The following is a 25,321-nucleotide window of genomic DNA, read 5'->3' as shown; positions in this document are numbered from 1 at the left end:
TGGGCTTCAAGCTGAACCCTCGGACACAAAGGAGTCCCCAATGGCCAAGCGTTCCCGCCCGGCAGCCTTCATCGACGATCCGCTGTGGTACAAGGACGCGGTGATCTACCAACTGCACGTGAAATCGTTCTTCGACGCGAACAACGACGGCATCGGCGATTTCGCAGGCCTGATCGGCAAGCTCGACTACATCGCCGAACTGGGCGTCAACACCCTCTGGTTACTGCCGTTCTACCCCTCGCCACGGCGCGATGACGGCTACGACATCGCCGAGTACAAGGCCGTGCACCCGGACTACGGCAGCATGGCCGACGCCAGGCGCTTCATCGCCGAGGCGCACAAGCGCGGCCTGCGGGTGATCACCGAGCTGGTCATCAACCACACCTCCGACCAGCACCCCTGGTTCCAGCGCGCCCGGCATGCCAAGCGCGGCAGCAAGGCCCGCGACTTCTACGTGTGGTCGGACGATGACCAGAAGTACGACGGCACGCGGATCATCTTCCTCGACACCGAGAAGTCCAACTGGACCTGGGACCCGGTGGCCGGCCAGTACTTCTGGCACCGCTTCTACTCGCACCAGCCGGACCTCAACTTCGACAACCCGCAGGTGCTCAAGGCCGTCATCGGGGTGATGCGCTTCTGGCTCGACATCGGCGTCGACGGCCTGCGCCTGGACGCCATCCCCTACCTGATCGAGCGCGACGGCACCAACAACGAGAACCTCCCCGAGACCCATGTGGTGCTCAAGGCGATCCGCGCCGAAATCGATGCCAACTACCCCGACCGCATGCTCCTGGCCGAGGCCAACCAGTGGCCCGAGGACACCCGCCCGTACTTCGGCGAGGGCGACGGCGACGAATGCCACATGGCCTTCCACTTCCCGTTGATGCCGCGCATGTACATGGCCCTGGCCATGGAGGACCGCTTCCCGATCACCGACATCCTGCGCCAGACCCCGGAGATCCCGGCCAACTGCCAGTGGGCGATCTTCCTGCGCAACCACGATGAGCTGACCCTGGAGATGGTCACCGACCGCGAGCGCGACTATCTGTGGAACTACTACGCCGAGGACCGCCGCGCCCGCATCAACCTGGGGATTCGCCGGCGCCTGGCGCCGCTGCTGCAACGCGACCGGCGGCGTATCGAGCTGCTCACCAGCCTGCTGCTGTCGATGCCCGGCACGCCGACGCTGTACTACGGCGACGAACTGGGCATGGGCGACAACATCTACCTGGGTGACCGCGATGGCGTGCGCACTCCCATGCAGTGGTCGCCGGACCGCAATGGCGGCTTTTCCCGCGCCGACCCGCAGCGCCTGGTGTTGCCGCCGATCATGGATCCGCTGTACGGCTACCAGACAATCAACGTCGAGGCCCAGGCCCACGACCCGCATTCGCTGCTCAACTGGAACCGTCGGCTGCTGGCGGTGCGCAAGCAGCAGAAGGCCTTCGGCCGCGGCAGCCTGAAGATGCTCACGCCGAGCAACCGACGGGTGCTGGCCTATATCCGCGAATACACCGATGCCGAGGGCAACGTCGAGATCGTGCTGTGCGTGGCCAACGTCTCGCGGGCCGCCCAGGCCGCCGAGCTGGAGCTGTCGCAGTACGCCGACAAGGTGCCGGTGGAGATGCTTGGCGGCAGTGCCTTCCCGCCTATCGGCCAGTTGCCGTTTCTGCTGACGTTGCCGCCCTATGGCTTCTACTGGTTCCTGCTGGCCAGCCACGACCGCATGCCCAGCTGGCATATCCAGCCCAGCGAGGGCCTGCCCGAGCTGACCACCCTGGTGTTGCGCAAGCGCATGGAGGAACTGCTCGAATCCCCTGCGCGCGAGACGTTGCAGGCAGCGATCCTGCCGCAGTACCTGCCCAAACGCCGCTGGTTCGCCGGCAAGGAAGGTCCGATCGACCAGGTCCGCCTGCGCTATGGCGTGCGCATGGCCACCCCGGCGTTGCCGGTGCTGCTTGGCGAGCTGGAGGTGCATAGCGAAGGCGTGGTCACCCACTACCAGCTGCCCTTCGGCCTGCTGCCGGAGGAGCAGATCAATGCCGCGCTGCCCCAGCAGCTGGCGCTGTCGCGGGTACGCCGTGGCCGCCAGGTGGGGCTGATCACCGATGCGTTCGTGCTCGAACCCTTCATTCGCGCCGTGCTTCAGGGCTGCCAGGACGGTCTGCGGCTGGCTTGTGGCGATGGCCTGGGCGAGTTGCGCTTCCACAGCACCGAGCAGTTGGCCGCGCTGCAGCTCGATGAGCACAGCGAGGTGCGCTACCTGAGCGCCGAGCAGTCCAACAGCTCGGTGGTGGTCGGCGGCAGCCTGGTGCTCAAGTTGATCCGTCGGGTCAATCCGGGCATCCACCCGGAGCTGGAGATGAGCGCCTACCTGACCGCCGCCGGCTTTGCCAACATCTCGCCGCTGCTGGCCTGGGTCAGCCGCGAGGACGACAGCGAGCAGCCGCACCTGCTGATGATCGCCCAGGGCTACCTGAGCAATCAGGGCGACGCCTGGGATTGGACGCAGAACACCCTGGAACGGGCGATCCGCGACCAGATGGAGCCCACCAGCGTCGAGCAGGAGGCGCACACCGATGCCCTGGCCGAGCTGACCGGCTTTGCCGCCTTGCTTGGCCAGCGCCTGGGCGAGATGCACCTGTTGCTGGCCGCGCCGAGCGATGACGAAGCGTTCCGTTCACGCCCGAGCGACGCCCGCGACAGCGAGCGTTGGAGCCGCCAGATCAGTGCCGAACTGAGCCATGCCCTCGACTTGCTCGCCCAGCACCGTGACACCCTGGACAGCGACAGCCAGGCCCTGGTCGACGACCTGCAGCAACAGCGCGAAGGCCTGCGGCAGCATGTCGACAATCTCGCACACCAGGCCCAGGGCGGGCTGCTGATGCGGGTGCACGGCGACCTGCACCTGGGCCAGGTGCTGGTGGTGCAGGGCGACGCCTACCTGATCGATTTCGAGGGCGAGCCGGCGCGACCGCTGGATGAACGCAGGGCCAAACACAGCCCGTACAAGGATGTCAGCGGTGTGCTGCGATCCTTCGACTATGCTGCTGCGATGATCCTGCGCAGCGCCTCGGCGGTAGACCTCTCCGAGGCGGCGCGCCAGGCCCGGCAGCGGGTCGCCCGGCAGTACCTGCACCAGTCGCGCCATGCCTTCGTCGAAGCCTACGGGTTGGCCACCGCCGCCATGCCCCACGCCTGGCAGCAGGCCGAGGGCGAGCGCGCCGCGCTGGAGCTGTTCTGCCTGGAGAAGGCCGCCTACGAAATTACCTATGAAGCCGAGAACCGGCCAAGTTGGCTGGCCGTGCCTTTGCATGGCCTGCATGGACTGATCAGTACCTGGGGAGAGTCATAGATGAATGCAACCACGCGTGACAACGGCGGCCTTCGGCAAAGGGACCTCGATGCCCTGGCCCGCGCCGAGCACGCCGACCCGTTCGCCGTACTCGGCCCGCACCCCGATGGTGCGGGTGGCCAGTTCATCCGGGCCTTCCTGCCCAGTGCCCTGAGCGTGCGCGTGCTGGCCCGCGACGACGCCAGGGTACTCGCCGAGATGCGCCAGGGCGGCGTGCCCGGTCTGTACACCGCGCACCTGGACCAGGCGGTCCCCTACCTGCTGCAGATCGGCTGGGCCGGTGGCGAGCAGGTCACCGAGGACCCCTACAGCTTCGGCCCGCAGTTGGGCGAGATGGACATGTACCTGTTTGCCGAGGGCAACCACCGCGACCTGCCCGGGCGTTTCGGCGCCCAGCCGACCGAGGTGGATGGGGTCGCCGGCGTGTGCTTTTCGGTATGGGCGCCGAATGCCCGGCGGGTGTCGGTGGTGGGCGAATTCAACAACTGGGATGGCCGCCGCCACCCCATGCGCCTGCGCCATGGCGCCGGGGTGTGGGAGCTGTTCGTGCCGCGCCTTGGCGTGGGCGAGACCTACAAGTTCGAAGTGCTCGGCCATGATGGCGTGCTGCCCCTCAAGGCCGACCCCCTGGCCCGCGCCACCGAACTGCCGCCGAGCACCGCCTCCAAGGTGGCCGGCGCCCTGGCCCATGAATGGCGCGATGGCCAGTGGCTGGAACACAGGGCCCAGCGCCACGCCTACAGCGCGCCGCTGTCGATCTACGAGCTGCACGTCGGCTCCTGGCGCTGCGAGCTGGACGATGCCGGCGAAGTCGCCCGTTACTACAACTGGCGCGAACTGGCCGAGCGCCTGGTGCCATATGTGCAGGAGCTGGGTTTCACCCATATCGAGCTGATGCCGATCATGGAGCACCCCTTCGGCGGCTCGTGGGGCTACCAGCCGCTGTCGCTGTTCGCGCCGACCTCACGCTATGGCAGCGCCGAGGACTTCGCCTTCTTCGTCGATGCCTGCCACCAGGGCGGCATCGGCGTGCTGCTGGACTGGGTGCCGGCGCACTTCCCCACCGACGAGCATGGCCTGGCGCGTTTCGACGGCACTGCCCTGTACGAATACGAAAACCCGCTGGAAGGTTTCCACCAGGACTGGAACACGCTGATCTACAACCTCGGGCGCAACGAGGTGCGCGGGTTCATGCTGGCCTCGGCGCTGCACTGGCTCAAGCACTTCCACATCGATGGCCTGCGCGTGGACGCGGTGGCCTCGATGCTCTACCGCGACTATTCGCGCAAGGCCGGTGAATGGGTGCCCAACCGCCACGGCGGGCGCGAGAACCTCGAGGCCATCGACTTCATCCGCCATCTCAACAACGTCGCCGCACATGAAGCGCCGGGCGCGCTGATCATCGCCGAGGAGTCCACCGCCTGGCCCGGCGTCAGCCAGCCGGTGCAGCAGGGCGGCCTGGGCTTTGCCTACAAGTGGAACATGGGCTGGATGCACGACACCCTGCACTACATCCAGAACGACCCGATCCACCGCACCTATCACCATAACGAGATGAGCTTCGGGCTGATCTACGCCTATTCCGAGCATTTCATCCTGCCCATTTCCCACGACGAAGTGGTGCACGGCAAGCATTCGCTTATCGACAAGATGCCCGGCGATCGCTGGCAGAAGTTCGCCAACCTGCGCGCCTACCTGGCGTTCATGTGGACCCATCCGGGCAAGAAGCTGCTGTTCATGGGCTGCGAGTTCGGCCAGTGGCGCGAGTGGAACCACGACCAGCAGCTGGACTGGTACCTGCTGCAGTACTCCGAGCACCAGGGCGTGCAGAAGCTGGTCGCCGACCTCAACCGCCTGTACCGCGAACTGCCCGCGCTGCACGAGCAGGACTGCCAGCCCCAGGGTTTCCAGTGGCTGATCGGCGACGATGCGCACAACAGCGTGTATGCCTGGTTGCGCTGGAGCAGCCAGGGCGAGCCGCTGCTGGTGGTGGCCAACTTCACCCCGGTGCCGCGGGAGGGCTACCGCATCGGCGTGCCGTTTGGCGAGCACTGGGTGGAACTGCTCAACAGCGACGCCGAGCTGTATGCCGGGTCGAACGTGGGCAATCTCGGGGCGGTGGTGGCCGATGAGGTCGCCAGCCATGGCCAGCCATTGTCGCTGGCGCTGAACCTGCCGCCGCTGGGGGTGCCGGCGATGAGGCCGAGCCTGCTTACCAGCGCATCCTGACCCCCAGGCTGCCGATCAGCCCATTGAGGTCATTGTCATCCACATCGGAGCTGTAGTCGGCGCTGACGAACAGCGCCACGTTCGGCGTCACCCGGGCCACCAGGCCCAACCCCAGTTCCACTGTGGCGGCGCTGCGCGAGCTGGAGATCTTGTCCACCTGGTCCAGCTTCACCGGGTCGGCGTTGCTGAAGTCGTACCAGACGTTGGTGCGCACATAGGGTTCGATGGGCATGCCACGCACCTCGTAGCGCGCCGACAGCTTGGCGCCGACCCGGCCGCTCCAGCTGGGTTGGCTGTCAAAGGCCTGCAGGGTCTCTTCCTGCACCTGGCTGCCGGGGAAGAACTGCTGGTTGATCAACTGCGCCTGGGGCTCGATCACCCAGCCGGCGCCCAGGCCAATGGGGTAGCCGCCCTCCACCGAGAAGGTCATCGCGTGGCCACTGTCGTCAAGGCGCTGGCCGGCCTGGGAACGGCCGTTGACGTCGATGCGCGTGCCCATGGCCACAGCGTCCACGTGCCAGCCCTGTTCGTGGGTCATGCTCCAGTACACGCCCAGGCTCTCGCCGCTGAGGTTGACCGCGTCGCGCTGCTTGTCGCCGAGCAGCGGGCGCATGCCATTGAAGCTGCTCTGCAGGTTGTTGTGGCCGACGAAGATGCCGGCGCGGTGCACGTTGCCGGCGCTGGTTTCACGCACGAACAGGTCCGGGCCGATCATCATCTGCTGGCTCGGCGCCTCCACCTGCGCCGGTGGCTGGGCGCCCGGGCGCGGCGCGCCGGGGAAGAACTGCGCCCACTGGCTGGCAATATGATCGCTGTCGGGCTGGCCGTGGCGCTCACCCATGCGCTCGGAAAAGGCGCTGAGCATGCCCTGGCTCAGGCCGCTGGCGCTGACTGGATCAAGCGATAGTCGCGGCACCTCGGGTTGCGCCAGGAAGGGGGCGAAGGGCTCGCCCTCCTGCAGTTCGAACGCGAAGGTTTCCACCGGGGTTGCCAGGAGCAGCGACGTGGAAACCGCACAGAAAAAAGCGTCGAAGCGCGAGGGATTCGAGGTGCTTTTCATGGCGGATCTCCTGTTGTGTGTGAAGTGAACAGCCCGATACCTGGCCTGATGTCACGAGCTGTACGACAAGAACAGGGGCGACCCAAACCAGCGCGCCAGCCTCTTGGAACGCGCACGAGGGCGCGAGCTAGAGGCCCGGCACGAGATTTTCCATCTGGTGATTACTGTTCAGCTAAGGAGAGGACGGCGCTTGCGTCAAGAAAGCGTGAAATGATCGCGAAATGCCTGTTTGGATACACAAGTTATTGAATCAATTGGAAATTAATTCACGCATATCGACAATGGTGATTTGCCGCCACGCCGCTATGCCGAATCGTTGCTACAAGCGTACCTCCACCGCCAGCGGCAAATGATCGGACAGGTGGGTCCAGGGTTTGTTGCCGAGGATTCTCGGCGCGTGGCTGTCGGCATTGCGCAGGTACACGCGGTCCAGGCGCAACAGGGGCAGGCGGGCGGGGTAGGTGCGGGCGAGCAAGCCATGATGGCGCTCGAAGGCCTCGTGCAGGTCGCGGTGCAGGCGCAGGGTGCGGTTGCCGCGCAGCCGCCAGTCGTTGAAGTCGCCGGCGATGATCACCGGGGCGTCGGCGGGCAGGGCGTCGAGCAACTGGCGCAGCAGGTGCAGCTGCTGCTGCCGGTGCCGCTCGAGCAATGACAGGTGCACGCAGATGGCATGCACCTGCTGCTGGCCGGGGACGTCCAGTACGCAGTGTAACAGGCCGCGGCGCTCGGGGCCGGTGATCGACACGTCGAGGTTGCGGTGCTCGATGATCGGGTATTTGGACAGCAGCGCGTTGCCGTGGTGGCCGTCGGGGTAGACCGCGTTGCGGCCGTAGGCGAAGTCGCTCCACATGCTGTCGGCGAGGAATTCGTACTGCGAAGTCTGGGGCCAGCCGGGGTAGCGCGCGGCGTGGCGGTCGTGGCTGCCGAGCACCTCCTGGAGGAACACGACATCGGCCCCGGTGCTGCGCACCGCCTCGCGCAGCTCCGGCAGGATGAAGCGTCGGTTGAAGGCGGTGAAGCCCTTGTGGGTGTTGACCGTCAGCACCTTGACCCGGTGCACGGCCGGGGCCTGGCTGACGCTGGCGAAACCTGGACTGCTCACGACGGCTCCTGTTGACACGTCCCTGTAGGAGCGGATTCATCCGCGATCACCCGCGAAGCGGGTGCCCTGCATCGCGGCGTCTGGATCGCGGCTAAAGCCGCTCTTACAGGGGGCAGCGTTGGCGATCAAAGCTACAGTGTAGGACCTAAAAGGCCCATTGCAGGTTCAGTCCTCCTCCCGCTGCAACACCATCAGCAGCAACGACCGCCCCTTGACCTCGAACACCGTATCGAACGCCAGATGCTGCGCCTTGCGCAGCTCGGGCCGGTCGGTGTCGACCAGGCAGCTCCAGTAGTCGCCCTCCGGCACCGCCGGCAGGGTGAAGGGCACCACGTCGTGGTAGGCGTTGACGATCAGCAGCATGGTCGCCTCGGCGCCGGGCCGGGCGATGCCGCTGACCTGGGCGCGGCCATCCATCAGCATGCCCAGGCAACGCCCGTGCGGATCTTCCCACTGCTCGACGGTCATCTCGCTGGCGTCCGGGGCCAGCCAGGTGACGTCCTTGACCCCGATTGCCTCGTTGTAGTCGCCGACCAGGAAGCGCGAGCGGCGCAGGATCGGATAGGCCAGGCGCAGCCGGGTCAGGCGCTTGACGAAGGCCATCAGCGCCTGGCCGTCCTCGTCCAGGTCCCAGTTCACCCAGCCGATCTCGCTGTCCTGGCAGTAGGCGTTGTTGTTGCCGTGCTGGGTGCGGCTGAACTCGTCGCCGGCGACGATCATCGGCGTGCCCTGGGCAAGCAGCAGGGTGGCGAAGTAGTTGCGCATCTGGCGCATGCGCAGGGCGTTGATCGCCGGGTCGTCGGTGGGGCCTTCGACGCCGCAGTTCCACGACAGGTTGTTGTCGGTGCCGTCCTGGTTGTTCTCGTCGTTGTCCTCGTTGTGCTTGTCGTTGTACGACACCAGGTCGCGCAACGTGAAACCGTCGTGGGCGGTGACGAAGTTGACCGAGGCGTAGGGGCGCCGGCCGCGGTTGTTGAACAGGTCGCCCGAGGCGGTGATGCGCGCGGCAAAGTCGGCGAGCATGCCTTCATCGCCTTTCCAGAAGCTGCGCACGGTATCGCGGAAGCGGTCGTTCCACTCCGCCCAGCCCGGGGCGAAGTTGCCCACCTGGTAGCCGCCCGGGCCGCAGTCCCAGGGTTCGGCGATCAGCTTGGTCTGGCTGAGCATCGGGTCCTGGCGACAGGCGACGAGGAAGCCGTGGCGCTCGCTGTAGCCGTCGTGATAGCGGCCAAGGATGGTCGCCAGGTCGAAGCGAAAGCCATCCACATGCATCTCGCCGGCCCAGTAGCGCAGCGAGTCGGTGACCAGTTGCAGCACCCGTGGATGGCTCATGTCGAGGGTATTGCCAGTGCCGGAATCGTTGATGTAGAAGCGCCGGTCGTCGGGCATCAGGCGGTAGTACGAGGCGTTGTCGATGCCGCGCATCGACAGGGTCGGGCCGCGTTCGTTGCCTTCGGCGGTGTGGTTGTAGACCACGTCGAGGATCACTTCGAGCCCTGCGTCGTGCAGGTGGGCGACCATCTCCTTGAACTCGGCGATCTTGCCGCTGGCCAGGTAGCGCGGGTGGGGGGCGAAGAAGGCGATGCTGTTGTAGCCCCAGTAATTGTTCAGGCCCTTGTCCAGCAGGTGCTGGTCGTTGACGAAGGCGTGGATCGGCAGCAACTCGATGCTCGACACGCCCAGCTCCTTGATGTGAGCCAGCAGCTCGTCGTTGGCCAGGCCCGCGAAGGTGCCGCGCAGGTGCTCGGGCACCGCCGGGTGGCGCATGCTGATGCCGCGGGTGTGGGCCTCGTAGATGATGGTGCGCTCCCACGGGATCGACACGCGCTGGTCGCGGCCCCAGGTGAAGGCCGGATCGATGACCTTGCACTTGGGCACGAACGCCGCGCTGTCACGCTCATCGAACGACAGGTCGCCGTCGGGGTGGCCGATGGTGTAGCCGAACAGCGCCTCGGACCATTTCAGCGTGCCCACCAATTGCTTGGCGTAGGGGTCAATCAGCAGCTTGTTGGGGTTGAAGCGGTGGCCGTTCTCCGGTTCGTAGGGGCCGTGCACCCGGTAGCCGTAGACCAGGCCCGGGTGGGCGTCGGGCAGGTAGCCGTGGTAGATCTCGTCGGTGTACTCGGGCAGCTCGATGCGCTCGATTTCAGTTTCGCCCGTGGCGTCGAACAGGCACAGCTCGACCTTGGTGGCGTTGGCCGAAAACAGGGCGAAGTTGACCCCAAGGCCGTCCCAGGTGGCGCCGAGGGGGAAGGGCAGGCCTTCGCGAATGCGCGATGGGGCGACGGATCGGGTTTTCTTCGGGGTGCGGGGGCTCATGGCGGTCCTCATGGTCCGTGGTCGGAAGCGGGGCCGCTGTGCGGCCCATCGCTGGCAAGCCAGCTCCCACAGGTACAGCGGTACCTGAGAAGTCTGCACGGACCCTGTGGGAGCTGGCTTGCCAGCGATGAGGCCGGTACAGGTACTACGACGAATTCAGACTGCCGGCTTCTTCACTGCTCTGGTTTTTTTCACCGGGAGCGGTTTTTCCACGGGGGGAGCGGCCTTCGGCTTGGCCGCTGCCTTCTTGCGTGGTGGCGCCTTGGGGGCCAGCGCCTCGGCCTCGGCCAGCTTGCGCGCCTTGTCCCAATGCTCCGCCTCGCGCCCCTCAGGCTTACCCTCCGACTCCCAGATCTGATACGCGAACTCGCGAATACGCTTTTCATCGACACTCATCACGACGCTCCTGAATACAGTTAGGCATGATCAATCAACACATTGACCGGAAACTCTGCCAGCACGGTGCTCAACATCAGCTCCCTTGAAGGGGTGACAGCACCGCCGCCGAAAAGTCCCGAACAGTTGGCAGGCGACAAGGCAAACGGCAGTACAAGCCGGGTATCGTCCCAGTTCTGTGCCGGGATCAACGGGGTGGCGGCCGGGCCCAGCAGGGCGCTGGCCAACCGTGGCACGACAATGATGGCGCGTTCGCCCTGGCCCAGGCGGGCAAAGGCCAGCACCTGGTCGGCGTGGCGGCCCTGCACGGTCAGTGGCAGATAGGCGCCGCGCTGGAACAGCTCTGGATGGGCCTGGCGGGCGTCCAGCACGCGGGCCACCAGGGCCTGCTTGATGCGGCCATCGCGCCAGTGGGCGAGCAGTTCGGCCAGGGGCGTGCCGTCGTCGAGGCTGGCGCGCCTGGCAGGGTAGTCCACCGGGCGGCGGTTGTCCGGGTCGACCAGCGAGAGGTCCCAGTACTCGTTGCCCTGGTACAGGTCCGGCACGCCGGGGGTGGTCATGCGTAGCAGGCACTGCGCCAGGCCGTTCAAGGCGCCGGGGCAGGCCAGCCGCTGCGCGGTCTCATGCAGGGACTGGCGCAGCTGCTGATTTTCCTCGTCCAGCAGCAGGCCGTCGACGTAGGCCGCGCAAGCACGCTCGTAGCGTTCGTTGGGGGCCGCCCAGCTACTGCGCAGCTTGGCTTCGCGCAGGGCCTTGCATTGCCATTGGCGAAGGCGTTCGGCGTAGCGTTTCAGGGCTTGCGGGTCATGCAGGTCGAGGTCCAGCGGCCAGCTGCCGAGCAGCGTCTGCAACAGCAGCAGCTCGTCGCCGGGGCTTGGCGCCTGCCCATCGTCCAGTTCCTCACGCAACGGCGCTGCCAGCTCGCGCCAGTGCTCGACACGGCTGGCCAGCCAGGGCGCGCGTTCGCTGAGCACGGCTAGCCGCGCGCGGCAGTCCTCGCCGCGTTTGTGGTCGTGGGTGGCGGTGGCCAGCAGGTTGTCGGGAAAGTCGCGCAGGCGGCGCTGGGCTTCGTTGTGGAACCAGGCCGTATCGGCGCCGAAACGCTCGGCGTCGAAGCCCACGTCGTTGCGCGACAGCAGCCGGGCGGATCGATAGAAGGCGGTGTCCTCCACGGCCTTGGCGGCGCTGGGAGCGGTCAGTTGCTGGAAGCGCACGCAGGCGTGGCGCAGGTGCTTGCGCGGCCGGCCCGGCGGCAGGTGCCGCCAGGGTTGGCCGCCGAGCCAGCGTTCGAGCTGACCGAGCAGCGGCCAGTCGGCCTCCCCCAGCGACTGGCGCGCCCCGGCCAGCGCATGCTGGAAGAACGCCTCGTCCTCGGCGGGCCGGCCGCAGGCATTGATGTAGGTGCGGTACACCGGGTAGTGCTCGACCAGCGCCTGCAGCGCCCGGCGAATGGCGCCGAGGGTGAGGTCGCGGGTCATCAGGTCGTCGCGGGCCACCTGCAGCAGGGCCTGGGCCACCGATTCGCAGTCGCCGGCCAGGCTGGCGTTGAGCACCAGGTGCCGGGCGATGCGCACCTCCTCGGGGAATTCGGGACGCTCGCTGGTGTTGCGCCATAGTTCGTCCAAGGCGGGCTGGCCCGCAGGGTCGTGCTGCAGCAGCGACACCTGGTTCATGAACTCGTAGCCGGTGGTGCCGTCGGTGAGCCAGTCGCGGTGCAGGTGTTCGCCCGCGCCGAGGATCTTTTCCACGTAGATCGGGAAGTGCGCCAGCGCGGCATCGACGGGGCGTCGCGCCAGCAGTGAATCGACCCGGCGGCGCAGGTTGCGGCAGTAGCGGCGCGGATCGGCGAGGCCGTCGATGTGGTCGATGCGCAGGCCATCGACCAGGCCGCGCTGGATCAACTCGAACAGCTTGGCGTGGGTGGCCTCGAACACCACGGCACGCTCCACGCGCAGGCCGCCGAGTTCGTTGATGTCGAAGAAGCGCCGCCAGTTGATGTCGTCGGCGGCGGTGCGCCAGCTGGCCAGGCGGTAGGTCTGGCGCTCGAGCAGCAGGTGCAGGCGCTTGAAGCCTGCTTCGCCGCGGCTGTCGAAGGCAGAGAGGGCGGGTTGCGGATCCGCGCCGGCGGCGGCCAGGCTTGCCAGTTCGCGGTGTAGCGGCTGGGCCTCGGCCAGAGGGTCGGCCGCCTCGCCGAGGGCGCTGAAGTGCGCGGCCAGTGTTTGCAGGCGCGGGTCCTCGGCCTGGCCAAGGATGCGTGGGTAGTCCAGTGGGCAGATCGGGAAACGGTGCTCATGGTGGGCGACTTCGAAGCGCCCGTGCTGCGCATCGAAGGTCAGCGGGATCTCGCCGTTGTGCAGGGCGGCGCCATAGTCGCTGCCGAGAAACGGCAGCAACAGTTGCCCGGCCAGCAACGGGTCGCTGGAATGCCACTGGATATCGAAGAATTCCGCGTAGGGGCTGCGCCGGCCCCAGGCCAGCAGGCTCTGCCACCACGGGTTGTCGGCGCCGCCCACGGCCATGTGGTTGGACACAGTGTCGACGATCAGCCCCATGCCATGCTGGCGCAAGGCGGCCACCAGGCGTTCGAGCGCCGCCTCGCCGCCGAGTTCGGGATTGACCCGGGTTGGGTCGACCACGTCATAGCCGTGGCGCGAGCCTGCGCGGGCGGTGAGGATGGGCGAGGCGTAAAGGTGGCTGATACCCAGCCGGGCGAAATAAGGCACCAGCGGTACCGCGTGGTCGAGGGTGAAGTCGCTGTGCAGTTGCAGGCGCAGAGTGGCGGTCAAGGGTTTCATCGGTCACGCTCCCAGGCTTGTTCGCGGGCCTGGGCCAGCAGTTCCAGGCGCCGGGCGGCGTCCTCGTCGTCCAGCAGTTCGCGTACTGGCGCCTTGAAGCGGCGGCGCCAGTTGGGATGGCCGGTGGTGGTGCCGGGCAGGTTGGGTTGCTCGTCGCTGCCCAGCAGGTCCTCCAGCGGCACCAGCACCAGCGGTGCGCGGGTATGGCCGACGTAGCGGATCGCCGCGTCGATCAGCGCCGCATCGTCGCGCAGTGGCCCGTAGTTCTGCTCCAGGGTGCGGCGCAGGCCGTCGCGCTCCAGGGCCCGGGTGTGGCGCCAGTGCAGTTCGGTGGCGGCGTCGATCAGTTGCAGGCGATGGCTCCAGTCGATGTCACGGCTGGCCAGCCAGCCGGCGAGCGGAGCCAGGTCATGGGTGCCGGTGGTGGCCAGGGCGTTGTCCGGCCAGTCGAGGATCGGCGTGAAGCGCCCGGGCGGCTGCTGCTCGAACGGCAGCACGCGCATGCCCAGCACGGCCTTGTCGGCCAGGCGCTCGCGCAGGCCCTCGGGCACGGTGCCCAGGTCCTCGCCAAGGATGATCGCCTGGTGTCGCGCCGACTCCAGCGCCAGCAGGCGCAGCAGGTCGTCCAGCGGGTAATTCAGGTAGGCGCCCTCGCTGGGCCGGGCACCACGGGGGATCAGCCACAGGCGGCGCAGGCCCATCACATGATCGATGCGCAGGCCGCCGGCATGGGCCAGGTTGGCCCGCAGCATTTCGATGAAGGCGCGGTAGCCGTTGCGCCGCAGGCCTTCGGGAGAGAACGCGCAGATGCCCCAGTCTTGCCCGGCGCGGTTGAGGATATCGGGCGGGGCGCCGACGTTGAGTTCGGCCAGCAGTTCGTCCTGGCGGCTCCAGGCCTGGCTGCCGGCACCGTCGGCGCCCACTGCCAGGTCGGCGATCAGGCCCACGGCCATGCCGTTGCCGCGCGCCGCGTCCTGGGCCCGTTGCAGGCTGCGCTCGGCCAGCCACTGGCAGAAGGCATGGAACTCGACCCGGGCCGGGTAGGCGTTGGCGAAGGCCTCGACCTCGGGGTCGTAGGGGTTGTGCCAGGCCTTGGGCCAGTTGCGCCAGTCCGCGCCCAGGCCGCTGCTCACCGCTTCGGCCTGCAGTACTTCGAAGCGGCAGTGGTGTTCCAGTTGCTCGCCGGCACTGGCGCGGAAACTGTCGAAGTCCGCGCGCAAGGGGTGCTCGCCCTGGCTGAAGTGCCGGTAGAGCGCTTCGAGCAGGCGCAGACGGGCCTCGGCGGCCCTGGGCCAGTCCACCAGCGTATGCTGCTCCAGCGCTTCGAGGGTCGCCTCCAGGCCACAGGCCTCGATGGCCATGCGCACTTCGCGTTCGCCGAAGACCACGCCGGGGCTGGCATAGAGCACATTGAGCAGCAGGCGGCTGGAGGGCGAATAGGGGCTGTAGTGGTGCTGGTCGAAGGCCGACAGGGTGTGGATCGGGCTGATGGCCAGGGCATCGGCGCCGCGCTCGGCGGCGTGGCGTGCCAGTTGTTCCAGTGCCAGGCAGTCGCCAAAGCCGCCATCGCCGGGGCGCCGCAGGCTGTACAGCTGCACGGCCAGGCCCCAGCAACGGGGCGGGGGTTGCTCCACGCAGTCTTGCAGGGCATGGCAACGCGCCGGTGCCACGGCCACGGTGCAGGTCCGGCCATCGATATCCAGGCGGTGATAGCCCAGGGGCAACCCGGCCGGCAGCCGCGCCTGGGCGTCCAGGGTCAGGCTGCGCTGGCTGCCGTCTTCCAGGCTGCAGCGCACCTGGCTGGCGGCGCTGAAGTAACGCTGCAGGTCGAGGGGCTGGTCGATGTCCACGGTCAGCAGCGGTGGCAGGTGCTCGCTGTCTTCGGCCTGCTCCACGGCGCGCAGGCTGGCGTCGATGTCGGCGGCGTTGCCGGCCGGGTGGCCAAGGCCGGCGAGCACCAGGCGCAGCACGTCATCGCTGACCTGCTGCGGGCGGTTATTGGCGTCTATCCAGTCGCGGGCCAGGCCTGCCCGGGCGGCCAGGCGGTGAAGGGGCTCTGCGCTCATGGCGTCTCCTGGTCGGGTGGCAGCAGGCTCACCACGCAGCTGTGCGCGGCGAGGCTCGAGTCGGGGTGGGCGTTGTCGCTGCTGTCGAACAGGCGGCGGGGCAGGGCCGGCAAGGTGACCGGCCGGGGTTGGGCATCGAGGTTCAGGTCGATGCGCAGCAGCTGGCCGTCGCCCAGGCGCCAGCGGGCGGTCAGCGCCTTGGCGCCGAGTACCTCGCAGCCCTCGGCGCGAGTGCCAGGCAGATGCGGGATGACATGGCGCCTGCGCAGTGCGAGCAACTGCTGGTACAGGCCGTGCCAGCCGGCCAGTACCTCCTGTTGCCGAGGTTTGGAGGTCTCGAAGGTGGCCTCGGCGTTGGGGTCGGGTATCTGCTCGCGCTTCTGCGGGTCGGCGAAGGCCTCGAAATGAGCGAACTCACCCCGGCGACCTTCACGCACGGCGTCGGCCAGCGCGTCGTGGAAGTCGGTGAAGAACAGGAACGGCTTGCGGCTGCCGTCGTCGTCGCCCATGAACAGCAGCGGGATCATCGGTGCCAGCAGCAGCAGGGTGGTGGCGGCCTTCAGCGCCTGCGGCGGGCAGAGCCGGGACAGCCGCTCGCCCAGGGCGCGGTTGCCGACCTGGTCGTGGTTTTGCAGGAACAGCACGAAGGCGCTGGGCGGCAGATGGCCGCTGGGCTCGCCGCGGGGCCTGCCGTGGCGGTCGGGCTGGCCCTGGAACACGAAACCCTCGGCCAGGCAGCGCGCCAGCTGGTCGATCGGCCGGTCCTTGTAGTCGGCGTAGTAGCCCTCGGTTTCGCCTGTCAGCAGTACGTGCAGGGCGTTGTGGCCATCGTCGTTCCACTGCGCGTCGAAGCCTTGCTCGAGCAGCATGGCCTGATTGTGCTCGTTCTCCAGCACCAGCCAGACCTGCCGCCCAGGCTCGACCGTGGCGCGTACCCGCTGGGCCAGCTCGACGAGAAAGTCCGGCTGGTCGATGGCGTGCACCGCGTCCAGGCGCAGGCCGTCGCAGCGGTAGTCGCACAACCACATCAGGGCGTTCTGGATGAAGAACTCGCGCACCTCGGCGCGGCGGAAGTCGATGGCCGCGCCCCACGGTGTCTGGCGGTCTTCACGGAAGAACGGGCTGGCGTAGCGGTGCAGGTAGTTGCCGTCCGGGCCGAAGTGGTTGTAGACCACGTCCACCAGCACCATCAAGCGCTGGCCATGGGCGGCGTCGACCAGCGCGCACAGGTCCTGGGGGCGGCCATAGCTGTGCTGGGGGGCAAACGGCAGCACGCCGTCATAGCCCCAGTTGCGCTCACCGGGGAACTGCCCCAGCGGCATCAGCTCGATGGCGCTGATGCCCAGCCCGGCCAGGCGTGGCAGCACCTGGGCCACGCCGTGGTAGCCATCAAACAGGCCCACGTGCAGCTCCTGGATCACCGCCTCGTGCCACGGACGGCCTTGCCACGCGTGGTGCCACGGGTAGTGGCTGATGTCCACCAGCTCGCTGGGCCCATGCACGCCCTCGGGCTGGCAGCGCGAGGCCGGGTCGGCCACTCGCTGTTCATCGTCGATCACGAACTGATAGCGCTCGCCCGCCTGGCAAGGGGCGACGCCTGTGTACCAGCCATCGTCGTCGGGCAGCAGTGCCACGGGTGGCTGCTGGCCGATCGCCACGCTCACGCTGCGCGCATCCGGCGCCCACAGGGCGAAGCGCGCCGACGTGGCGTCCAGCAACTGTGCGCCATGCTTGTGCATCGTCGGCTCTCCGCTCAGTAATGGGCGTGCTGCGTCTGCTTCACCAGGTCTTCGTACAGGCGCGCATAGGGTTCCACCGCCTGGCACCAGTTGAATGGCTGGGTCATCGACAGGCAGCGCATGGCATTGAGCAGGTGCTTCTTGCCGTACACATAGAAGGCGCGGCCCAGGGCTTCGCGATAGCTGTCCTCGGTGGAGTCGTTGAACAGGAAGCCGGTCACGCCGTTCTCGATGGTGTCGGCCAGCCCGCCGGTGTTGCGCGCCACCGGCAGCGAGCCGAAGCGCTGGGCGTACATCTGGCTCAGACCGCAGGGCTCGTAGCGCGACGGCATCAGCAGGAAGTCGCTGCCTGCGAACATGCGCCGGGCGTCGGTCTCGTTGAAACCGATGCGCACGCCGATGCGGCCGGGGTGACGCAGGGCCAGTTCGCGCATGGCCTGCTCTTCCTCCGGTTCGCCACGGCCGATGATGGCGATCTGGCCGCCTTGTTCGACGATGTAGTCGGCCACCCCCAGGGTCAGGTCCAGGCCTTTCTGGTAGACCAACCGCGAAACCACGGCGAACAGCGGCCCCTCGCTTGCTTGCAGGCCGAACAGCGCGCGTACCTGGTCGGCATTGCGCGCCTTGCCCTCCCAGTCGTTGATGCTGAAATTGTGGTCCAGGTGCTGGTCGGTGGCCGAGTCCCAGCTTTCGTCGATACCGTTGGGGATGCCGCCGAGCAGTCCCTGCTGGGCCTTGCTGGCGAGGAATCCATCCAGGCCGCAGCCGAACTCAGGGGTGGTGATCTCCCGGGCGTAGGTGGCGCTGACCGTGGTGATATGGCTGGCGTAGGCAAGCCCCGCCTTGAGGAACGACAGCTTGCCGTAGAACTCCATGCCTTCCTGCTGCATGGCGTGGTCGGGGATCGCCAGTTCCGGGCTGCAGCCGCGGCTGTACACGCCCTGGTAGGCCAGGTTGTGGATGGTGAACAAGGTCGGGGTGCTCAGGCCGCGCCAGTGCATGTAGGCCGGGGCCAGCCCGGCCGGCCAGTCGTGGGCGTGCACCAGGTCGGGGCGCCAGTGAGCCATGCCTTCGCCGGCGGCGATTTCCGCGGCGGCCAGGCCCAGGCGGGCGAAGCGGATGTGGTTGTCGGGCCAGTCGCGACCGTTATTGGCGCCGTAGGGCGTGCCGTCGCGCTGGTACAGCTCGGGACAGATCAGCACATAGATCACCAGGCCGTCGGCCAGATCCATGCGGCCGATCTTGCACGGCGGCAGCGCGGCGTGGCCGCCCAGCTCGCCGACGATGTGAATGGGGTTGTCGCTCTCGACCACCTGGCGGTAGCCGGGGATCAGCACGCGCACATCGTGCAGGTGCGCCAGGGCACGGGGCAGGGCAGCGGACACGTCGCCCAGGCCGCCGGTCTTGACCAGGTCGGCGATCTCCGAGGTGACGAACAGGATCTTGCGCTTGTTCGGGTTGTGCTGGCGCTGCGCGCCGGGTGCCTTGACTGTCGGGGCGAGTGCCGATGGCAGCGGCTCGCGGTTATCCGGGTTGAATGACTCTACGTGAGGTTCGACAGCGGCACTGATCATACTTCTCTCCGTCCCTTGTTCTGTTTGCTTGGCGTTGGCTCGTGGGTCTGCTCTCTGATCGTTGTTGCATCTTCGTAGTGCGTTCCTTGCCCCAGATTCGTGCGCGCAGGCACGGCACGCTCGGCATTCCCGCCGAAAGACGTATGGACTGGTTGGGGTGTGCGGGCCTGGCGTCAGGCAGTCCTTGCGTCGGCCCTACTTAAGTCCTGACCTGCCCGTGTTTTGGAAAGTTCGACTTTTTTACGTCACTTTTTCCGAGCAAAACGCGGGCCGAATCTGGAGTGTAGGAGACGAAGCGGCATGAAAGTGACCCGTTGGTCATTTTTGTCGCGACTGTTTAGACGCGCAAACGTTGGCGAGTTGTTGCAAAATATGAGGCTAGCCAGCGTAGGCGCAGCGGATTCGCGACAGACGCGGCACAACGTAATCAGGAAGGGAAGCTGAGGCGAGGTGGGAGCCTGGCAGCTCCCACGCAGAGGGGCGGTGAGTCAGAGGCCAGCGGCCTTGCCTTGCAAACGGGCCTGTTCGAGCAGCAGGTTCAGTTGGGCGACTTGCTGGCGCAGGTGATCGCGCTCATCCTTCAACTGGCGCAGCTCATCGCGGCGCACGGTGACATAGAGGGTCTGGGTGGGAGTGGCAGGCATCAGGGTTCCCATGGGCACACCTCGCATGGCTGGTGACATTTTGAAGCGTAGACGCTTCACGCGGCGCGCATTCTGAATTCTTTGCAGGTCCTTGGGAACTTTTTTGTTTATCGTTGTCGCCCCGTTCGTCGGTGAACCCTACGCCAGAACGCTGGACTAATCTGAAATCTTCAATTGTTGTAAAGCAAAACCAACGGGAGCGTCGGCACATGCAACTGGGAATCATCGGGCTTGGCCGCATGGGCGGCAATATCGCAAGGCGCCTGATGCGCGCAGGTCACAGCACTGTGGTCCACGATCGCAACCGCGAAGCCATCACCACCCTGGAAGGCGAGGGGGCCGTCGGCGCCCACGACCTCGGTGCGCTGGTGCAGAAACTCAAGGCGCCGCGCGCGGTGTGGGTCATGCTGCCCGCGGGCGAAATCACCGAGCAGACCATCGCGCAACTGGCCGACCTGCTCGAGCCGGGCGACGCCATCATCGATGGTGGCAACACCTTTTACAAGGACGACGTGCGCCGCGCCGCCGAGCTGGGCAAGCGTGGCCTGCACTACCTCGACGTCGGCACCTCGGGCGGCGTGTGGGGCCTGGACCGTGGCTACTGCATGATGATCGGCGGCGAGAAAGAGGTGTTCGAGCGCCTGGAGCCGCTGTTCAAGGCCCTCGCCCCGGGCGTCGGCGACATTCCGCGCACCCAGGGCCGCAGCGGCGAGCACGAGCGCGCCGAGCATGGCTATATCCACGCCGGCCCGCCCGGCGCCGGTCACTACGTGAAGATGGTGCACAACGGCATCGAGTACGGCCTGATGCAGGCCTACGCCGAAGGTTTCGACCTGCTGCGCAGCAAGGGTGGCCCGGAACTGCCGGAAGAACAGCGCTTCGACCTCAATGTCGCCGAGATCGCCGAAGTGTGGCGCCGCGGCAGCGTGGTCACCTCCTGGCTGCTGGACCTGACCGCCGACGCGCTGGTCGCCGACCCGCAACTGACCGAATTCAGCGGCTCGGTATCGGACAGCGGCGAAGGGCGCTGGACCATCGACGCCGCCGTCGAACAGGCCGTGCCGGTGCCGGTGCTGTCCAGCGCGCTTTTTGCCCGCTTCCGCTCGCGCCAGCAGCAGGGCACCTACGGTGACAAGATCCTCTCCGCCATGCGCCTGGGCTTCGGCGGCCACGTCGAGAAAAAGAAGGACTAGATGACTAGATCGACCATCCCCGCGGCGCCGCCATGCACCTTGTTCCTGTTCGGCGCCAACGGCGACCTGGTCAAGCGCCTGTTGATGCCGGCGCTGTACAACCTCAGCCGTGACGGCCTGCTCGACCGCAACCTGCGTATCGTCGGGGTCGACCACAACCCGGCCACGGCCGAGGACTTTGCCGCGGGCCTGCATGCGTTCATGCAGGCGCGGGACAAGGGCGTGGAAGGGCGTGCCAAGTGCCTGGACGAGAAGCGCTGGGCGCGACTGGCCAAGCGCCTGGACTATCAGACCGGCGACTTCCTCGACCCCGAGACTTACCAGGCCCTGGCTCGGCGCATCGCTAAAACCGGCCATGGCAATGCCATTTTCTACCTGGCCACCTCGCCACGCTTCTTCCCCGAGGTGGCCCAGCGCCTGGGCGACGCCGGCCTGCTCGACGAGTCGGGCGGCGGCTTTCGCCGGGTGGTGGTGGAGAAACCCTTCGGCACTGACCTTGCCAGCGCCGAAGCGCTGAACGCTTGCCTGCTCAAAGTGATGAACGAGCGGCAGATCTACCGCATCGACCATTACCTGGGCAAGGAAACCGTGCAGAACATCCTGGTCAGCCGTTTCTCCAACGGCCTGTTCGAATCGTTCTGGAACAACCATTACATCGACCACGTGCAGATCACCGCCGCCGAAACCGTCGGCGTCGAGACGCGCGGGGCGTTCTACGACAATACCGGCGCCCTGCGCGACATGGTGCCCAACCACCTGTTCCAGCTGCTGGCGATGGTCGCCATGGAGCCGCCGGCGGCCTTCGGCGCCGATGCGGTACGCGGTGAAAAGGCCAAGGTGATCGGCGCCATTCGCCCTTGGTCGCAGAAAATGGCCCTGCGCAATTCCGTGCGTGGCCAGTACGGCGCCGGCAAGCAGGGCCGCAAGAAACTCCCCGGCTACCGCGAGGAGGCCAATGTCGCCCCGCACAGCCAGACCGAGACCTATGTCGCCCTCAAGGTGATGATCGATAACTGGCGCTGGGCGGGGGTGCCGTTCTACCTGCGTACCGGCAAGCGCATGAGCGTGCGCGACACCGAGATCGCCATCTGCTTCAAGCCGGCGCCCTACGCGCAGTTCCGCGAAAGCGAACTGGAGCGGCCCAAGCCCAACTACCTGAAGATCCAGATCCAGCCCAACGAAGGCATGTGGTTCGACCTGCAGGCCAAGCGCCCGGGGCCGGAGCTGGTGATGGAGAATGTCGAGCTGGGTTTCGCCTACAAGGACTTCTTCAAGATGACCCCGGCGACCGGCTACGAGACATTGATCTACGACTGCCTTACCGGTGACCAGACCCTGTTCCAGCGCGCCGACAATATCGAGAACGGTTGGCGTGCCGTGCAGCCGTTCCTCGATGCCTGGGCGGCCGAGGGTGGCCAGGTGCATGAGTATGCGGCGGGAGAGGATGGCCCCGAGGCCGGCGACGAGCTGCTGGCGCGGGACAAGCGCGAGTGGCATAAGCTGGGGTGAGCCTGCAGCGACCTACCGCCGTTGGCGGTAGGCGCGCAGGTGTGCCCTACAAGGTGAACGACAGGGCCGAGAACACCATCCCGCCACTGCCCGCCCAGCCCATGCAGAACTGACCTTGCTCGGCTTCGCCCCGGCTCATCGCATCAAAGATGCCGAAGGGAATCGATGCGGTAATGATGTTGCCGGTCTTGTGCCCGACGTGATGCAACTTGTGATCGACGCCGATCATCTGGCCAATATGTTCCCACATCTTTGGCGAACCGGTATGGATGAACACTTTGTGCACGTCGTCCGCAGTGAGCTTCTGCAGGTTGAAGACTTTTATCGCTTCGTTGCGACCGTCTTCGTGCAAGGCGGCGGCATAGGAGTTGAACTGATACTGGCCGCCGGTAGGTTCGATCCTGGCAATATCCTCCTCGTTGCAGAACAGTTTCCAGTCCGGCAACGAGATCGTCGACAAGTCACTCAGGTCAGGTCGGTTGATGTACGAGAACTTGAAGTTATCCGCTGCCTCGTTACTGAGGATGGTGACAACGGCGGCTTCACCGATGGTAAAGCTCGGGAATTTGTAGGCCAGTTCGGCCGGCGACTGCAGCGAGAAGTTCTTGGGCATCACCGGCCCGCCCGCCGACATGCCGAACTCCATGTTGACGATGGCGGCGTAGCGGATTTCACCCGCTTGCATCTTGCTGTTGATGACGTCCATTGCCGTCACCCAGCCGTTGCAGGCGTCGACCACATCGAAGTTGCGGCAGTTCAGGCCCAGCGCCTTGGCGATGAAGGTACTGTTGGCCGGCTCGATGAAGCCACGGGTGACATTGGGATAGATCAGCAGGTCCAGGTCGGCCTTGCCGATGTTGGCCTGGGCCAGCGCCGCATCGAACGCCGCCTCCATCAATTGCATCGGCGTCTCGTCAGCCGCCAGCCAATGGCGTGTGTCGCTGCCGCTTTTTTCCAGCAACTTGCCGATGGTCTTCAGTGTTTTCGGCAAGTCTTCCTGGAAGGTGTCGCGGGAGTGTTCTTCCACCAGGTTGATCACGTCCTGGTTGCTGACGCAGCGTGAGGGCAGTATTCCGGATAAACCGACAATCTTCATATAACGTCCTTGTTGAAAGTAGAGACTCAGCGCACTGGTTGCGCAGGGGTAGAAGCTTATTCATCCTGAAAAGCAACCACTGGCCCGGTATTTCTAACACAGCGCAACAGTGGGTCTGTGCCGTGGATCAATGTTCTTGCGCATCGATTCGAACGCCTCGGTAACCTGCACAGAGTGCAGCTCAACGGAACCTGCAATCCCGCTTCGGCATCCAAACTCACGCCCACCGCCTGAGGATCCGAGATGCCCGCCCTGATCGAAGACTACGCCCTCATCGGCAACTGTCGCAGTGCCGCCCTGATCAACCGCGACGGCGCCCTCGACTGGCTGTGCCTGCCACGCTTCGACGCTCCCGCGGTGTTCGCCGCATTGCTGGGCAACGAGGAAAACGGCCGTTGGCGCATCGCCCCCAGCGACCCGGTCGAACACAGCGCCCGCCGCTACCTCGACGACACCCTGGTACTGGAAACCACCTGGACCACCGCCAGCGGTCGCGCCCGTGTGCTCGACTGCATGCCCCTGGGCGAATCCAATGCTGTGTTGCGCATTGTCGAGGGCCTGGCCGGCGAGACGGCGTTCGAGATGGACCTGGTGCTGCGCTTCGACTATGGCCGCAGCGTGCCCTGGGTGGAGAAGCTCGACCCGCTGACCCTGAGCGCGGTTGCCGGCCCCGATCGCCTGATCCTGCGCAGCAGCACCGAGACCCATGGCCGGGACCACCACAGCGTCGCCCGGTTTCGCGTGCGCGCCGGTGAGCGCCAGGTGTTCAGCCTTTGCCACCAGCCCTCGCACCTGCCTGTGCAGCCCGGTTGCGATGTCGACCACGACCTCGAGCAGACCATCGACCAATGGCAGGCCTTCGCCGCCCGCTGCCCCGACGTTGGCCCGTACACCGAGCGGGTACGCCGCTCGCTGTTGACCCTCAAGGCCATGACCTACGCGCCCACCGGGGGCATGGTCGCCGCCGTCACCACCTCGCTGCCCGAGCGTGTCGGCGGCGAGCGCAACTGGGACTACCGCTACTGCTGGCTGCGCGACGCCACCATGACCTTGCTGGCGCTGATGAACCTCGGCTACTTCGACGAAGCCCAGGCCTGGCGCGAGTGGCTGCTGCGCTCGGTGGCGGGCAACCCCGAGCAGATGCAGATCATGTACGGGCTGGCCGGCGAGCGCGACCTGCCGGAGTTCAGCCTGCCCTGGCTGCCCGGTTACGAGCATTCGCAGCCGGTGCGGGTCGGCAATGCCGCGTCCGAGCAGTTGCAGCTGGATATCTACGGCGAACTGGCCGACGCCATGACCCAGGCCATCAAGGGCGGGCTGCCGCGGCATCCGCGCAGCGCCGCCATCGCCCGCTCGATCCTGCCGTACCTTGAAAGCATCTGGCGCGAGCCCGACGAGGGGCTGTGGGAGGTGCGCGGCGGTCGCCAGCACTTCGTGCACTCCAAGGTCATGGCCTGGGTTGCCTTCGACCGCTCGGCGAGCCTGGCCGACACCACCGAGGAAGGGCGTGAACGGGGGCGACATTACCGCCAGGTGGCGGACCAGATCCGTGACGAGGTCTGCCGCCGCGGGCTGGATGCCGACGGGCGCCACTTCGTCCAGGCCTACGGTTCGACCGAGCTCGACGCGAGCCTGCTGCAGATCGCCCTGACCGGCTTTCTGCCCGCCGATGATCCACGTTTCCTGCGCACCCTCGAACAGATCGAAACGCGCCTTCTGCGCAATGGTCTGCTGTTGCGCTACGACAGCGACAGTTGCAGCGACGGCCTGACGCCAGGGGAGGGGACGTTCCTGGTGTGTTCGTTCTGGTTGGCAGATGTCTACGTGCTGCTGGGGCGGCAGGAGGAGGCGCAGGCGCTTTATGAGCGGCTCACGGCCTTGTGCAATGACGTGGGATTGCTGGCCGAACAGTACGACCCGGTGGGCAAACGGATGCTGGGGAATTTCCCGCAGGCGTTCAGCCATATCGGCATCATCAATACGGCGTTGAACCTGCACCGGGCGCAGTGTCCGGTGCGGGATCGGGCACGGTGCGGTGACTGAGGTCAGGTGGTTTGATCTTGGTAGGAGCGGGCTCGGCCGCGATCACCAGCGTCTCTGGCACCATCCATGGTCTCGTTTACAGCGCGGGCAAGCCTTCATGGCGCGATACCGCACAGCAACAGCGCAGGCCGCGTCTGGGAAATAGTGCAGCTATGGCATGATGCCCACCTCGCACGCGATTGGCGCCTGCCTCAAAAG

Annotated in this window: 15 protein-coding genes; 5 read left to right on the top strand and 10 right to left on the bottom strand. The window is 66.5% G+C overall.

What is annotated here, in order from left to right; translation table 11 throughout:
• Window positions 1-40 precede the first annotated feature (40 nt).
• Window positions 41-3,358 carry a maltose alpha-D-glucosyltransferase gene (gene treS / locus AC3WL2_RS00530; protein WP_102684452.1) on the top strand — a complete coding sequence of 1,106 codons (3,318 nt, stop codon included), beginning with the start codon at window positions 41-43 and terminating at the stop codon, window positions 3,356-3,358.
• Window positions 3,359-5,587: a 1,4-alpha-glucan branching protein GlgB gene (gene glgB / locus AC3WL2_RS00525; RefSeq protein WP_492574574.1), complete on the top strand. Its 2,229-nt coding sequence runs from the start codon at window positions 3,359-3,361 to the stop codon at window positions 5,585-5,587.
• Here glgB and AC3WL2_RS00520 read toward each other — a convergent pair.
• The 9 genes from AC3WL2_RS00520 to AC3WL2_RS00480 form a co-directional block, all read right to left on the bottom strand.
• Window positions 5,571-6,647 carry an autotransporter domain-containing protein gene (locus tag AC3WL2_RS00520; protein ID WP_102684450.1) on the bottom strand — a complete coding sequence of 359 codons (1,077 nt, stop codon included), beginning with the start codon at window positions 6,645-6,647 and terminating at the stop codon, window positions 5,571-5,573. The genes glgB and AC3WL2_RS00520 overlap by 17 nt on opposite strands.
• 319 nt (window positions 6,648-6,966) lie before the next feature.
• Window positions 6,967-7,749, bottom strand: coding sequence for an endonuclease/exonuclease/phosphatase family protein (locus AC3WL2_RS00515; RefSeq protein ID WP_102684449.1), 783 nt, complete (start codon window positions 7,747-7,749; stop codon window positions 6,967-6,969).
• A 165-nt stretch (window positions 7,750-7,914) separates the two neighbouring features.
• A complete protein-coding gene (glgX, locus tag AC3WL2_RS00510; protein WP_102684448.1) occupies window positions 7,915-10,068 on the bottom strand; it encodes a glycogen debranching protein GlgX in 2,154 nt (717 codons plus the stop codon).
• A 156-nt stretch (window positions 10,069-10,224) separates the two neighbouring features.
• Window positions 10,225-10,467, bottom strand: a complete 243-nt coding sequence (locus tag AC3WL2_RS00505) for a DUF2934 domain-containing protein (RefSeq protein WP_102684447.1) — start codon at window positions 10,465-10,467, stop codon at window positions 10,225-10,227.
• Between the two features lie 17 nt (window positions 10,468-10,484).
• A complete protein-coding gene (locus AC3WL2_RS00500; RefSeq protein ID WP_102684446.1) occupies window positions 10,485-13,259 on the bottom strand; it encodes a malto-oligosyltrehalose synthase in 2,775 nt (924 codons plus the stop codon).
• Window positions 13,256-15,325: a 4-alpha-glucanotransferase gene (malQ, locus tag AC3WL2_RS00495; RefSeq protein ID WP_102684445.1), complete on the bottom strand. Its 2,070-nt coding sequence runs from the start codon at window positions 15,323-15,325 to the stop codon at window positions 13,256-13,258. The genes AC3WL2_RS00500 and malQ overlap by 4 nt, the downstream gene beginning before the upstream one ends.
• The gene (gene treZ / locus AC3WL2_RS00490; protein ID WP_102684444.1) at window positions 15,322-17,064 is read right to left on the bottom strand and encodes a malto-oligosyltrehalose trehalohydrolase; all 1,743 of its coding nucleotides are present in this window, start codon (window positions 17,062-17,064) and stop codon (window positions 15,322-15,324) included. Before treZ ends, malQ begins: the two co-directional genes overlap by 4 nt.
• A gap of 14 nt (window positions 17,065-17,078) precedes the next feature.
• The gene (gene glgA, locus AC3WL2_RS00485) at window positions 17,079-18,638 is read right to left on the bottom strand and encodes a glycogen synthase GlgA (protein WP_102684443.1); all 1,560 of its coding nucleotides are present in this window, start codon (window positions 18,636-18,638) and stop codon (window positions 17,079-17,081) included.
• Window positions 18,639-19,126: 488 nt separating this feature from the next.
• Complete coding sequence (locus tag AC3WL2_RS00480) at window positions 19,127-19,294, bottom strand: DUF6026 family protein (protein ID WP_219730232.1); 168 nt, start codon at window positions 19,292-19,294, stop codon at window positions 19,127-19,129.
• Window positions 19,295-19,455: 161 nt separating this feature from the next.
• Here AC3WL2_RS00480 and gnd point away from each other — a divergent pair, with 161 nt between their 5' ends.
• A complete protein-coding gene (gene gnd, locus AC3WL2_RS00475; RefSeq protein ID WP_256582509.1) occupies window positions 19,456-20,475 on the top strand; it encodes a phosphogluconate dehydrogenase (NAD(+)-dependent, decarboxylating) in 1,020 nt (339 codons plus the stop codon).
• Entirely contained in the window at window positions 20,476-21,984 is a 1,509-nt protein-coding gene (zwf, locus tag AC3WL2_RS00470; protein ID WP_102684441.1) for a glucose-6-phosphate dehydrogenase, read from the top strand. It abuts the gene before it with no gap.
• 46 nt (window positions 21,985-22,030) lie between these two features.
• On the opposite strand, the gene AC3WL2_RS00465 is transcribed toward zwf, so the two are convergent.
• Window positions 22,031-23,080, bottom strand: a complete 1,050-nt coding sequence (locus AC3WL2_RS00465; RefSeq protein WP_102684440.1) for a 3-oxoacyl-[acyl-carrier-protein] synthase III C-terminal domain-containing protein — start codon at window positions 23,078-23,080, stop codon at window positions 22,031-22,033.
• A 243-nt stretch (window positions 23,081-23,323) separates the two neighbouring features.
• On the opposite strand from AC3WL2_RS00465, the gene AC3WL2_RS00460 reads away from it, so the two are divergent.
• Entirely contained in the window at window positions 23,324-25,123 is a 1,800-nt protein-coding gene (locus AC3WL2_RS00460; protein WP_102684439.1) for a glycoside hydrolase family 15 protein, read from the top strand.
• Window positions 25,124-25,321 lie beyond the last annotated feature (198 nt).

The organism is Pseudomonas sp. FW305-96, assembly GCF_058783825.1.
This window is presented reverse-complemented; position numbering and strand designations above follow the sequence as displayed.

What these genes read in the sequence shown, in the direction of transcription:
- AC3WL2_RS00500 (WP_102684446.1), bottom strand. Translation starts at nt 13,259, where the DNA reads ATGAAACCCTTGACCGCCACTCTGCGCCTGCAACTGCACAGCGACTTC.
- malQ (WP_102684445.1), bottom strand. Translation starts at nt 15,325, where the DNA reads ATGAGCGCAGAGCCCCTTCACCGCCTGGCCGCCCGGGCAGGCCTGGCC.
- zwf (WP_102684441.1), top strand. Translation starts at nt 20,476, where the DNA reads ATGACTAGATCGACCATCCCCGCGGCGCCGCCATGCACCTTGTTCCTG.
- glgX (WP_102684448.1), bottom strand. Translation starts at nt 10,068, where the DNA reads ATGAGCCCCCGCACCCCGAAGAAAACCCGATCCGTCGCCCCATCGCGC.
- treS (WP_102684452.1), top strand. Translation starts at nt 41, where the DNA reads ATGGCCAAGCGTTCCCGCCCGGCAGCCTTCATCGACGATCCGCTGTGG.
- AC3WL2_RS00520 (WP_102684450.1), bottom strand. Translation starts at nt 6,647, where the DNA reads ATGAAAAGCACCTCGAATCCCTCGCGCTTCGACGCTTTTTTCTGTGCG.
- glgA (WP_102684443.1), bottom strand. Translation starts at nt 18,638, where the DNA reads ATGATCAGTGCCGCTGTCGAACCTCACGTAGAGTCATTCAACCCGGAT.
- treZ (WP_102684444.1), bottom strand. Translation starts at nt 17,064, where the DNA reads ATGCACAAGCATGGCGCACAGTTGCTGGACGCCACGTCGGCGCGCTTC.
- glgB (WP_492574574.1), top strand. Translation starts at nt 3,359, where the DNA reads ATGAATGCAACCACGCGTGACAACGGCGGCCTTCGGCAAAGGGACCTC.
- AC3WL2_RS00460 (WP_102684439.1), top strand. Translation starts at nt 23,324, where the DNA reads ATGCCCGCCCTGATCGAAGACTACGCCCTCATCGGCAACTGTCGCAGT.
- AC3WL2_RS00480 (WP_219730232.1), bottom strand. Translation starts at nt 19,294, where the DNA reads ATGGGAACCCTGATGCCTGCCACTCCCACCCAGACCCTCTATGTCACC.
- AC3WL2_RS00465 (WP_102684440.1), bottom strand. Translation starts at nt 23,080, where the DNA reads ATGAAGATTGTCGGTTTATCCGGAATACTGCCCTCACGCTGCGTCAGC.